This window comes from Pseudoduganella sp. GW821-FHT05F09, from assembly GCF_059419605.1.
In genome coordinates this window covers 584,285-596,632 of record NZ_JBWKSD010000004.1, presented here as the reverse complement: position 1 = coordinate 596,632, position 12,348 = coordinate 584,285, and the positions used below count along the sequence as shown (strand labels likewise).

Genomic DNA, 12,348 nt, shown 5'->3' with positions numbered 1-12,348 from the left:
ATGCACGCAAACAAGTGTCCGAGTCACCAGAATACATTTCGGCGCACGCTATCGCCTCAAGCAGGAATGCCGCAAGCTTGCTATTATCGCCGCTCTTTCAACGAGGAGCCCGCCATGACTTTTAATACCTACACCGCATCCATCCCAGTGTTCAAGCAGATTCTGAACAGCCTGCTGGCCATCCTCGACAAGGCCGAAGCCCATGTGACCGACAAGAAACTGGACGCTAATGCTCTGTTGCAATTCCGTCTGTTCCCCGACATGCTGCCGTTCTCGCGCCAGATCCAGATCGCCACCGACTTCGCCAAGGGCGCGGGCGCGCGCCTGGCCGGCCAGGAAGTGCCGCCATACGAAGACACCGAAAAGAGCTTTGCCGAGCTGAAAGCGCGCATCGCCAAGACCATCGCCTTCCTGGACAGCCTGAACGCGGCCGACTTCGGCGGCGCCGAAGACCGCGCCATCACCACCGGCAGCGGCGAGAAGACCAAGCACTTCACCGGCAGCACCTACCTGCTGCACTACGCGCTGCCGCACTTCTTCTTCCACGCCACCACCGCTTACGACATCCTGCGCCACAACGGCCTGGAAGTGGGCAAGAAGGACTACATCGGCACCTATTGATGCCTTGAACTAGCTGTTACGGCGCGGGTAACCCTGCGCCGTAATGCGCTGCCACACCAGCTCCTTTTCCGCCTCGCCCATCGACACCCAGTGCGCCACTTCCATATAAGTGCGGCCGCAGCCGCGGCAGATGTCGTCGAAGGTGGTGGAACAGACGGCCACGCAGGGCGTGTCCGGGCGCTGCGCCGGGGGCGCGGCAGGCGTTGCCGCCTCGTGCACCGCCGCCGCCATGCGCTTCAGTTCCAGCTCCGTCATTCCTTCACCTGGCGCTTCACGTCGAGATCCAGTGCGTCCCAGCCCTCGTGGCCCAGCTTTTCCATGGTTTCGATGTTTTTCTCGAAAATATCTTCCGCTTCCGGGAAGGCTTCCACCGCGCGGTCCACGCTTTCCTCGCGCAGCAGGTGCAGCGTGGGGTAAGGCGAACGGTTGGTGTAGTTGCCGATATCGTTCTTGTCGGTGTCGGCGAACTGGTAGTCCGGGTGGAAGCTGGCCACCTGCAGGATGCCGTCCAGGTCCATTTCCTCCAGCGCGCCGTCGGCCACGTCCAGAAAGTCGTTATAGTCCTCGAAGTCGTTCAGCACCTGCGGGTGGATGATCAGCGTGGTGTCGATCTTTTCCGGGCTCGCTTCGGCCAGCAGCTCCAGCTCGTCCATCAGCACCTCCATCAGCTCCTCGTCGGTGGCGGCGTCCGTCACCACGTAGCGGATCTGGTTCTTGATATGCACGGCCTTGGCGAAGGGGCACAGATTGAGGCCGATAACGGCTTTTTCCAGCCATTTCTGGGTCTGGGCGATGATGGTGGCGTGGTCGGCGATGGGCTTGCTCATAGGGGTCTTCCTTGTAAATGCTTGCGGCGAGGGCGCATTGTACGCACTCCGGCAAAATGCCGTCTACTTCCCTCATCTGTAATACAACTACGATATATTTGCCGACATTATTACATTAAAGAAACTGTCATCCGGACGACATAATTCTTGACTCAGCCAGCCCAACCTACGTACACTGCCCCATTATTCATGGTTCGTCCGTGTTTCTCGACGACAACAATGGAATACTATGCAAGCACGATTTAAATCACTATCCTTGCTGGCGGCGCTGATTGCACTGGCGCCGGCGATCAGCCAGGCACTCGACAGCGCGCCCCCGGCGGCGCCATCGGCCAGCCTCCCCCTGATCCCGCTGGCCACGCCCGCCACGGCAAAACTGCCGACCTCCGAACTGCTCCCCGCCTCCAAAGTTGTAGCCAAGCCCGCCGTCAGCGAAGACGCGTTCCGGGAGACCGACGTTTGGGGCCGCATCCGCACCGGCTACGCCATTCCGGATATTAACAACGAACTGGTGCACAAGCACGTTACCTGGTACGCAACGCGTCCGGACTACATCGCCCGCACCACCCAGCGCGCCTCGCGCTACCTGTTCCACGTGGTGACCGAACTGGAAAAGCGCAGCATGCCGACCGAACTGGCGCTGCTGCCCTTTATTGAATCGGCCTTCAACCCGCAAGCGCTGTCCAGCGCCAACGCGGCCGGCATGTGGCAGTTCGTGCCGGGCACCGGGCGCGACTACAACCTGAAGCAGGACGCCTTCAAGGACGAGCGGCGCGGCATCCTGGCCTCGACCGACGCCGCCCTCAGCTATCTGCAGCGCCTGTACGACATGTTCGGCGACTGGCAGCTGGCCCTGGCCGCCTACAACTGGGGCGAAGGCAATGTGCAGAAAGCCATCAAGCGCAACCAGGCCGCCGGCAAGCCCACCGATTTCGAAAGCCTGGCCGAGCTGATGCCGGCGGAAACCCGCAATTACGTGCCAAAACTGCAAGCCGTGAAGAACATCGTGGCCAATCCGGCCCAGTTCAGCCTGCATTTGCCCGTGATCGACAACCAGCCCTATTTTACCGCCGTCGACAAGACCAGCGATATCGACCTGGCCATCGCCGCCCAGCTGGCGGAAATGCCGGTGGACGAGTTCAAGGCGCTCAATCCGCAGTTCAACCGCCCCGTCATCACCGGCGGCGAACAGACCCGCATCCTGCTGCCCAAGGCCAACGCCGAAAAGTTCAACCTGAACCTGGCGCAATGGGGCCGCGCGCTGTCGAGCTGGACCACGCACAAGATCACCAGCGCGCGCGAGCGCATTGAAACGCTGGCGTCCAAATTCCACACCACGCCGGAAGTGATACGCCAGGCCAACAATATCCCGAGCAAATCGGTGCTGAAAGCCGGTTCCACCATCCTGGTGCCGAAGATCGCGTCCTCGCTGCACATGGACATCGCGCCGGAAGTGGCGGACAACGCCGTGGTGGCCTTCGAAGCCGACCGTGGCGGCAAGCGCGCCAGCAACCGCAGTAGCAACTACCAACAGGCCAAGTCCGGCAGCGCCAAGGATGCCCCGGTCGCCCTGGTCAAGGCCCGCGTCCCGCGCGACGCCGCCGGCAAAAAGAAAACCAAGCAAAACTGAGCGGGGTTGGCGGGCAGGCTGCCCGCCCACGAAAAGTTGCAGTCCCGGCAGCTACCCCCTACAATCTCGGTCTCACGGTATCGGGTCTCCCACCCACCACTAGAATAAACAACCCATACTGTCGCTAACGCCGCCGCGTGCGCGCGTGCCATCGCAGCAGTAGCAATTGGAGTGAATATGGCGTTCTTACAAGGCAAAAAAATCCTCATCACCGGCCTGCTGTCCAACCGGTCCATCGCCTACGGCATCGCCAAGGCCTGCCAGCGCGAAGGCGCGGAACTGGCGTTCACCTATGTCGGCGAGCGTTTCAAAGACCGCATCACCGAGTTCGCCGCTGAATTCAACAGCAAACTGGTGTTCGATTGCGACGTGAGCAGCGATGAGCAGATCGAAGCCCTGTTTGCCGACCTGGGCAAAGAGTGGAGCCAGCTGGACGGCCTGGTGCACGCCATCGGCTTTGCGCCGCGCGAAGCCATCGCCGGCGAATTCCTGGACGGCCTGACCCGCGAAAACTTCCGCATCGCGCACGACATCTCCGCCTACAGCTTCCCGGCCATGACCAAGGCCGCGCTGCCGCTGCTCAAGCCGGGCTCGTCGGTGCTGACCCTGTCCTATCTGGGTGCGGTGCGCGCCATTCCTTACTACAACACCATGGGCCTGGCCAAGGCATCGCTGGAAGCGTCGGTACGCTACCTGGCGGAAAACCTGGGCCAGATCGGCATCCGCGCCAACGGCATCTCGGCCGGCCCGATCAAGACCCTGGCCGCATCCGGCATCAAGGACTTCAGCAAGCTGCTGGGCTTCGCCTCCTCGCACGCCCCGCTGCGCCGCAACGTGACGATTGAAGAAGTGGGCAACACCGCCGCCTTCATGCTGTCCGACCTGGCCTCCGGCATCACCGGCGAAATCACCTACGTCGACGGCGGCTTCTCGCACGTCATGGGCCTGAACGCCAGCGACTATCAATAATCGCACCTCACCGCCTAAGCGAGCTGAGCCGCATTCGGGGTCAGACCCCGAATGCGGCTCAGGCCGCTTAGAGCACGGCGCAGCATGAACGATCTTTCCGACGAGGCCTTGATGCTGCGCTACTGCGAAGGCGACTTGTCCGCCTTCCAGGAGCTGTACGGCCGCCATAGCCGCGGCCTGTACCGTTTTCTCTGCTGGCGCTCGCCGCGCCGCGACTGGGTCGACGAGATCGCCCAGGACAGCTGGTTCAGCCTGCACCAGGCGCGCGCCAGTTATACCCCGCAAGCCACCTTCCGCACTTTCCTGTACCAGATCGCCCGCAACCGCCTGATCGACCTGCTGCGCCAGCCGCAGGCGGCCGAGCTCGAGCTGACTGCGCCGGTCGCGGACGCCGCCGCCGCGCCCGATGCGGCGATGGAGTCGCGCCAGCAGAACAGCGCGCTGCACTCGGCCATCCATGCGCTGCCCGCCGAACAAAAGGAAGCGCTTATACTGCAACAATTCAGCGGCATGTCGCTGGAGGAAATCGCCCTGCTGGTGGCGGCCCCGGTGGAAACCGTGAAGAGCCGCCTGCGCTACGCGATGAAGAAATTGCGCGGGCAGTATGCGCAGGAGGAACAGGCATGAGCGGCAAGGACCACGATCAACTCGACGATGCGCAATTCGCAGCCTTCCTGCAAGGCGACGATGCGCTCGCGCGCGATCTGGCCGCGCTGGAACAGCCGGCGCCGCCGCCCTCGCTGGACGCCGCCATCCAGGCCCGCATCGCCGCCGCCCTCGCCGCCGAACGCCTTGCCGCGCAGCCGGCCGCGAATGATCCCGTTGCGGAATCCGCCACCGACAGCGGCGCAGCACCCTCGGTACCCGGCCGACAGTCTCGCTGGCAGTCGCGCTGGCAACTGCCCCTGGCGCTGGCCGCCGGCGTAGCAGCTATCTCCGTCGCACTGCCATTGTGGCAAACGCACGATCCAGTCGCCGAGGCCATGGTGGCTGCCGTACCAGTAGTACCCGCCGCGCCTGCCGTCGCCACGCCTTCCGCCGAGCCTCCCGCCCCCTCCGTGGCCGCCCCCAAACAGGAGCCTGCACCGGCAATGGCGGCGAAGCGGGAGCAGGCGCCAGCGCCAGCGCGGGAAAAGCCGCCGGTCGCCCGGAAAGCATCCGAACTGGGGGACGCTGTGGTTGCCGAGGACATCGGCCGGCCGCCCGTGTTCATTCCCGAGCCGGCGCCCGTGACCGAGCGCCCTGCCCCGCTGATGTTTGCTCCGCCCCCTCCCCCTGCACCGGCACCGGTTCTTGCTCCCGCACCTGCGCCTGCGCCGCCAGCACCGCCCGCGCCTGCGCCGGCAGGCTCCGTGGCCGGCACGGTCATCGCCAACGCCACCAATGTGCGTCCTGCGCCTCCAAACGAATTGCTGCGCCGCGCGCCGCAAACCGTATCCATAACAGGATCGCGCGTCATGCCCCCCGGCGAAGCGCAAGGCGAGATCCCACCCCAGGCCTGGCTGCAGAAAATTGAAGACCTGCTGCAGAAAAACGAACGCGGCGCGGCCCTCGCCGAATGGCGAAAGTTCCGCGCCGCGTATCCAGCCTATCCGGTGCCGGACAAGCTGTCCTCCAATTTCCCTCCAGCCGCCGAATAGCGCCGGATTAGCTGCCGGGCACCTCGAATTCGCCCACCAGCACCGTGCTGCCACGGCCGGTCAGGCGCACCGTCACCATCTCGTCTTTGGCATCCGGCGTGCCGAAAGCCGTTGTCAGGCGCAGCTGAACCGTCGTCGCGCCCGCGACCAGCTGCTGCCTGTGCCCAAAGAAGTTGGCGTGCACCTGGTACTTGCCCGGCTTGGCTTTGCGCAGCGAGAACTCTTCCGGACCATAACCGCCCGTGAAGTCGCGCGAGATACGGCCCCCCTGCGCGGTGATCATCTGCGCGTAGTAGCAGCGCTCGCCGTTCGGATCCGTCACCCACAGGTCCATATCGCTGTTGTCCGCATCCCAGGTCAGCACGGCACGCAAATCCAGCGGCAGGTTTTTCAGCAGCCGGCCATCGACACGGCTGGTGTCCACCGTCCCTTTGGGCGCGGCAGCGATTATGGCGTTCATTTCGGCCAGCGCAATCAGTTCGATATCCGCAAAGCGCCCGTCCCACGGCCGCAGCACCACTTCATACAACTGCTCCACCGCCTGCTGCGGCTTGCCTGCTGCGGCATACGCCAGGCCCAGGTCGCGATATGACTGCGGTTCCTCGCCCGCCAGCAGCAGCACCTGTTCAAACAGCGGTACGGCCAATTGGGGCAGGCCCGCCTGCAGCAGCCTGTAGCCCAGGATGCGCAGCACATGGCGGTTCTCCAGTTCCAGTTCGGCCAGGTTGGACAGTACGCGCAGGCCCAGGTCGCGCTGGCCGCGTTCAAACAATATGTCCGCCACGTCCAGGTAGAAGGCGCTGCTGCCGCTCCATGACGGCCGCTCGTCCAGGTAGACCGCATACAGCGCCTCGCTGCTGGCAGCCTTCATGCGTGAGATGTAGGGCGCGTTCGGAGACCACTTCTTCATCGTGATGGCGCCCGCGCCCGCAGGTCCGGCCGGCGGCGCCGCAGTGAACGGGGCCGGGGCCGGGGCGTAAGCCAAAGCAGGCGCCGGGGGCGGAGGCGGCGCTGGCGCCGGCATTGCAGGCGCACGCTCAAGCGCCAGTGGTGCGGACGCCCGCCGCGCCACATTGGTGGCATTGGCAATCACGTTCCCCGGCGCGGTCCCCACATCCTCGGCCACCACGACATCGCTTGTTTGCCGGACGCTGCTGCCCGTCACCTTGACAGTCTCCAGGCCCTGCCCACCGTCGGCGCGCGGCAGAACTTGCGCACGCTTGGAAGCAGCCTCTTTCGGATAGTCCTTGTTCCACCACGCTTCCTTCTGCTGAAAGCGCCGCACCACGTCGTCAAGCTGCTTGACGCGCCGCTGCGCAAGCTGGGCGCCGAAGCGCGCCTTCATCTTCTCGTAGTCGGCCAGCAGTTCGGCCGGCGGCGTCACGTCGTAGCGCACGTAGTCGTCCAGGCGCTCGAGCACCAGCAGCGAAGTTTCACGCGTCGGCAGGCCGAACTGCGCGCCCAGGCGGCGGATTGCGCCGCGATGCAGATCGAACTCCGCCTCCAGCTCGCGCAGCTTGTAGCCTGCCCACACCAGGGCCGCTTGCGGATGCAGCGGCGCCTTTTCCCCGATGGCCAGTTTGATATCGGCGGCTTTCCCTTGCTGCACTATGGTCACAGCCACTTGCGCCGACGGCTGCGTGAGCTTGCCCGCCACGCGCAGCATGCCTTGCCGCGCACCGGACAAGTCGGCCAGCAGGTCTTTGGCGCCGTCCGCGCGCAGATCGTGCAATTGCGGGCCGTCGGTCAGCAGCAGCTCCGCCGCCGCGCCGGGGCGGTCCGCCCGCACCTGCACCAGCTGTCCGCCGCTGCGTTCGGCCAGCGCAGCCAGCCGGCCCGTGTCCGCACTGGCGGCCGAGTTCATGGCATGCAGCCGTTGGCCCGGCGCCAGCGCCGGGAACTTCGCGCCGCCGTAGTTCAGCAGGCCGTCGCTCACCAGCAGGTATTCGTCCACGCCGCGCTGCGGCTGCCAGTCCGCCAGCGCACTGGCGCCGTCATAGACGGTGGACTGCAGCTCCTTGCGCAAGGCGCTCCAGTTACCGCCTTCGATTTGATAGGCGACAGCTGCCTCCGGCCTGTCACGCAGGCGCTGCAGCCGCACTTCGGCCCGGCCCAGGGCCTTGAAATAGCGGTCCAGCTCAGCCAGTTCCGCGTCGATATGGCGGCTGGCGCCGGAGCCGGAACTGTCCCACAGCAGGCCCACCACCTTGGGAAGCTTGCGCGCCACGCGCCGCGCCGCCACCGGAATCTCCGCCACAAAATAGCGTTCGCCATCGAATTGCTGGACGTAGGCCTGCGGCTGCGCGCTGCCCGGCAGGCGCAGCGCCAGCGCGGCGTTGGCGGCGCCGGTGTAGTCCTGCTTCGCCACCTGCGCGCGGTAGCCGCTGCGCAGGCCCTCGAAATGCAGCTCGCCCAGGGCGCCGCTGGTGCTCGGCGCGGCGCTGGCGCCGTTCACCTGCAAGCTCAGGTCGAAATCCCGCACCCGCTCGCCGTAAGCCAGCGGCAGGCGGTAGATCCACCCCGTCCCGTCGCGCGCCAGCGTTTCGCTATATTTCAGTTCCACCGTGCGCGTTCCCTGCGCGGGTATCGGGTACACCCGCAGCCGGAAGTTATTGCCTTCGGTGCGCTCCAGCAGGCCCGGATCGATGCCGCGCCGCTCCACCGCCTCCAGTATTTCGCGCCCCCGGCTCTTTTCCACCGGCACGGCCGGCCGCAGCTTGCCGTCGATATCCAGCGCAAAGGCGCTGATCTGCTGGCCTTCCAGCAGCGGGAAATGCAGATGCCCCTCCAGCGCGCGGCCGTTCGGATTGAAGAACACCATGCGCACCGTGGTTTCCGCCATGCCGCCGCTGACGGCGCCGGCGATGCTCACGCTTTGCAGCCGCACCGGGCGCTCGCCGTTCAGGGTTTCCATGCGCGGCACGGGGACAGCTGCGCCGGCGCCGCATGGCAGCGCGCACAGCATCAATAACAGGACTAGCAATCGCAACAGCATGGCACTCTCCTTGACCCGGCTTCTTCCGGCATGGGAGTGAAACGGTGCGATGCGCCGAACGGGGTTAAAAAGGCAAAAATATTTCAAACCCGGCGGCCCGGGCGCCGGATGCGGTATCTATTCCTGCCCGTGCTGCGCCAGGAAATAGGCGGGGCTGGTCAGCAACAAGGACACCAGGTCGGCCTGGCGGCGCGTGCCGGTCTTGTTGAAGATGCTTTTGAGCTGGCTGCGCGCCGTGCTGATGGCCGTGCCGCGCTCGCCGGCCGCCTCCTCCAGCGTTTTGCCGCCGCACAGCGCCGACGCCAGCGCCGCCTCGGCGGCCGACAGGCCGAACAGCTGGCGCATCAGGCCCGCCGGCACCACCGGCGCGCTGAGCGGATCATAAGCCAGCACCAGCGCCGCCCCGGGCAGCGCGCTGCCCTCTCCCATCGGCAGCGGCGTCACCAGCAGCGACAGCGGCGCGGCGCCGGCGCGCGGCAGCAACACCACGCCCGGCTCAGGCGATCCGTCGCCGTGGCTGGCGCGCACCGCGCCGCAAAGCGCCAGCGCCAGTTGCCGCGCCACCGGTTCGCTGCGCGCGCGCAGCAGGCCGCCGTCCAGCCACAAGCCGCCGCCCGCCTCCAGCAGCGCGCGCCCGCTGCGGTTGCAATGGGCCATGCGGCCGCGTTCGTCGCACAGCAGCGCCGGCATGGCCAGCACGTCCAGGCTGCCGGCCAGCATGTCGCGCCCCAGCTGCAGCTCGGCGAAACGCTGGCGCATCTGCAGCGCACGTTGAAGATGGGGCACCAAGCGCTCCAGCTGCACCATGGTGCGGCGCGAGAACGGCGGCTGGGCGGTGGAGCGCTGCAGGAAAATCTGGGTCAGCCATTGGCCCTCGCGCAGGATCACGCAGCCGGCAGCGTACGCCATGCCTTGCGGCTGCACCCAGTCCCGGTAGAACGGCAGCTCGTGGTAGTGCGCGCGCTCGGGCACGTCCAGGTTGCTGGCGTAAAAGCGTCCGATGGGCGATTGCTCCATGTGCAGCGCCAGCACGTCCTCGCCGGCGTAGCGCAGCGCGTAGCTTTCCAGGTAAGCCGGATCCATGCCCACCACCCACACGCCCTGCAGCTCCTGCGACACCACATGGCGCATAATCAGCAGCACACCGCTGGCGCCCGCTGCGGCGCTGAATTCGGCAATAAATTGCTGGAAGCCACTGGCGGCGGTCACGGCGGCATAGATGCTGCCGATCAGGGCGTCCATGGTCGACTGTTTCACGCTGAGGCTCCTGGATAGCAAGGAACCAATACTATTGCTCAATGGATAATGCCTGTCAATGAGGGAAACCAGCATGCAAAGCCGGGCCGCAGGTAGCGCGCATTACAATTAAGCGTGCAAATTGCCCGGAAATACGTTATAGTGTCGGCTTGTGCGCTGCAACACGCAGTCGGCACTAAGAATAACAGCAGCTACGCAAGCCTTAGCGCATCGTCCCTGATGACGCTTATAAAGCCCCCCGCCTTGTGTGTCGAATAAGACACCGTCCCGGCGCAAAGCTTTTGTGCCGAAATTTCTAATCTAGTTTGTTAGAGTCATTTCGTTTGGTTGGCGTTGCTATTTTGCGTTCTGCGTTTTTGCATGAACGCTGATTTTTACGAAAGATAAGAATGACTTTTGAAGCACTTGGTATCAACACGTCCGTACTCAAAGCCCTGACCGATGCCGGCTACACCAAGCCGACCCCAGTACAGGAGCAAGCTGTGCCTGCCGCTATCGCAGGCAAGGATCTGTTGGTATCCTCCCAGACCGGTTCCGGCAAGACCGCAGCATTCATGCTGCCGTCGCTGACCCGTCTGGCCGCACTGCCGCCGGCCGCCGCCGGCAAGACCCCTAATCAAGAAATGCAAGCCGCCAAAGCGCGCGGCGAGCGTCCGCGCTTCAAGGCTGCCCAGCCAAAAATGCTGGTGCTGACCCCAACCCGCGAACTGGCCCTGCAAGTCACCACCAATACCGACAAGTACGCAGTGAACCTGCGCGGTATCAAGGCTGTGTCCATCCTGGGCGGCATGCCTTATCCAAAGCAGATGCAACTGCTGTCGCGCAATCCTGAAATCCTGGTGGCGACCCCTGGCCGTCTGATCGACCATATGGAATCGGGCAAGATCGACTTCTCCCAGTTGCAGATCCTGGTGCTGGACGAAGCCGACCGCATGCTGGACATGGGTTTCATCGACGACATCGAAAAAATCGTCGCCGCCACCCCGGACAGCCGCCAGACCATGCTGTTCTCGGCCACCCTGGACGGCGTGGTAGGCAATATGGCCCGCCGCATCACCAAGGATCCGATGGTCATCCAGATCGTCAGCGCCGCCAACAAGCATGAAAACATCACCCAGCGCGTGCACTTCGTGGACGACCTGTCGCACAAGAACCGCCTGCTGGACCACCTGCTGCGCGACGAGTCGATGGACCAGGCCGTGGTGTTCACCGCCACCAAGCGCGACGCGGACACCATCGCCGACCGCCTGAACATCGCCGGTTTCTCGGCTGCCGCGCTGCACGGCGACATGCACCAGGGCGCGCGCAACCGCACCCTGGACAGCATGCGCCGCGGCCAGGTCAAAGTGCTGGTGGCAACCGACGTCGCCGCGCGCGGCATCGACGTGCCGACCATCACCCACGTGGTCAACTACGACCTGCCGAAATTCGCTGAAGACTATGTGCACCGCATTGGCCGTACCGGCCGTGCCGGCCGCAATGGCCTGGCGGTATCGCTGGTGAACCACGCCGAAGGCATGAACGTGAAGCGCATCGAGCGTTTCACCAAGCAGCTGATTCCTGTCACCACGATCGAAGGTTTCGAGCCTAAGCGCACCGCGCCTCCGCGCTCGGCTTCGCGTCCAGGCGGCTGGAAACCAGGCGACAACCGTGGCGGCAAGCCAGCGCAGCGCAGCTTCAGCAAGCCAGGCGCACCGCGCAAGGAAGGCGGCGGCTACCCGCGTGAAGGCGCGAGCACCGGCGGCTACCCACGTGAAGGCGCCAGCACCGGCGGCGGCTTCAACCGCGAAGGCGGCGGCGGTGGCTACAAAGGCCGTACCGACGGCGCCCGCCGCACCTACGGCGACCGTTAATCTGTTGCGCTAAGCAACACGCAAAAGCCATCGAAAATTTCGGTGGCTTTTTTTTCGCCCCGACCATATACTTGATCGCTCAAGTATATATCAAGGACTGATCATGGAAACCATTACCGGCGACGCCGCCCTCGACTTCTGCCTGCGCCTGGCGCGCGCCCAGGCCGCCATGGTGCGCCGCCTGGACGCGGCGCTCGGCGGCCACTTCGGCCTGAGCTTCGGCGACTTCATGCTGCTGCATCACCTGGCCCGCGCGCCCGGCGGCCGGCTGCGCCGCGTGGACCTGGCCGAGCGCCAGGGCCTGACCGCGTCCGGCGTCACGCGCACCCTGCTGCCGCTGGAGAAAAACGGCATGGTGGCGCGCCAGCCGGACCCGCGCGACGCCCGCGTCGGCTACGCGGTCATCACCCCCGCCGGGCACGAGATGCTGGACAACGCCCTCGTCACCGCGCGCGAAGTGAGCGCCGAACTGCTACGCAACTCCGCCCCCGACCAGCTGGACGCGCTGGCCGCCGTGCTCGGCAGCGTGGCCGGCATGAACCTCACCAACAGCTAA

The 12,348-nt window shown here is 65.1% G+C and carries 11 protein-coding genes; 7 read left to right on the top strand and 4 right to left on the bottom strand.

The features are described from left to right. Positions 1-114: 114 nt before the first annotated feature. On the top strand, positions 115-621 hold the full coding sequence (locus tag AC07S4_RS16305) for a DUF1993 domain-containing protein (protein ID WP_494987640.1): 507 nt from the start codon (positions 115-117) through the stop codon (positions 619-621). Positions 622-630: 9 nt separating this feature from the next. On the opposite strand, the gene AC07S4_RS16300 is transcribed toward AC07S4_RS16305, so the two are convergent. Continuing rightward, complete coding sequence (locus AC07S4_RS16300; protein WP_494987754.1) at positions 631-852, bottom strand: DUF1289 domain-containing protein; 222 nt, start codon at positions 850-852, stop codon at positions 631-633. A 20-nt stretch (positions 853-872) separates the two neighbouring features. Further along, positions 873-1,448, bottom strand: a complete 576-nt coding sequence (locus AC07S4_RS16295) for a DUF1415 domain-containing protein (RefSeq protein WP_494987639.1) — start codon at positions 1,446-1,448, stop codon at positions 873-875. A 229-nt stretch (positions 1,449-1,677) separates the two neighbouring features. Between AC07S4_RS16295 and AC07S4_RS16290 the strand changes: the two genes are divergently transcribed. The 4 genes from AC07S4_RS16290 to AC07S4_RS16275 all read left to right on the top strand — a co-directional run bounded on the left by AC07S4_RS16290 (position 1,678) and on the right by AC07S4_RS16275 (position 5,687). Next, the gene (locus tag AC07S4_RS16290; RefSeq protein WP_494987638.1) at positions 1,678-3,078 is read left to right on the top strand and encodes a transglycosylase SLT domain-containing protein; all 1,401 of its coding nucleotides are present in this window, start codon (positions 1,678-1,680) and stop codon (positions 3,076-3,078) included. A 177-nt stretch (positions 3,079-3,255) separates the two neighbouring features. Continuing rightward, entirely contained in the window at positions 3,256-4,047 is a 792-nt protein-coding gene (fabI, locus tag AC07S4_RS16285; RefSeq protein WP_494987637.1) for an enoyl-ACP reductase FabI, read from the top strand. An 84-nt stretch (positions 4,048-4,131) separates the two neighbouring features. After that, the gene (locus AC07S4_RS16280; protein ID WP_494987636.1) at positions 4,132-4,674 is read left to right on the top strand and encodes a sigma-70 family RNA polymerase sigma factor; all 543 of its coding nucleotides are present in this window, start codon (positions 4,132-4,134) and stop codon (positions 4,672-4,674) included. Then, on the top strand, positions 4,671-5,687 hold the full coding sequence (locus AC07S4_RS16275) for a hypothetical protein (RefSeq protein ID WP_494987635.1): 1,017 nt from the start codon (positions 4,671-4,673) through the stop codon (positions 5,685-5,687). Before AC07S4_RS16280 ends, AC07S4_RS16275 begins: the two co-directional genes overlap by 4 nt. A gap of 7 nt (positions 5,688-5,694) precedes the next feature. Here AC07S4_RS16275 and AC07S4_RS16270 read toward each other — a convergent pair whose 3' ends face one another. Continuing rightward, positions 5,695-8,682: a DUF2135 domain-containing protein gene (locus tag AC07S4_RS16270; protein ID WP_494987634.1), complete on the bottom strand. Its 2,988-nt coding sequence runs from the start codon at positions 8,680-8,682 to the stop codon at positions 5,695-5,697. 117 nt (positions 8,683-8,799) lie between these two features. Next, positions 8,800-9,939, bottom strand: a complete 1,140-nt coding sequence (locus tag AC07S4_RS16265; RefSeq protein WP_494987633.1) for a helix-turn-helix transcriptional regulator — start codon at positions 9,937-9,939, stop codon at positions 8,800-8,802. A 389-nt stretch (positions 9,940-10,328) separates the two neighbouring features. Between AC07S4_RS16265 and AC07S4_RS16260 the strand changes: the two genes are divergently transcribed. Both AC07S4_RS16260 and AC07S4_RS16255 read left to right on the top strand, forming a co-directional pair. After that, a complete protein-coding gene (locus AC07S4_RS16260; RefSeq protein WP_494987632.1) occupies positions 10,329-11,792 on the top strand; it encodes a DEAD/DEAH box helicase in 1,464 nt (487 codons plus the stop codon). Between the two features lie 103 nt (positions 11,793-11,895). Beyond that, the gene (locus tag AC07S4_RS16255) at positions 11,896-12,348 is read left to right on the top strand and encodes a MarR family winged helix-turn-helix transcriptional regulator (protein WP_494987631.1); all 453 of its coding nucleotides are present in this window, start codon (positions 11,896-11,898) and stop codon (positions 12,346-12,348) included.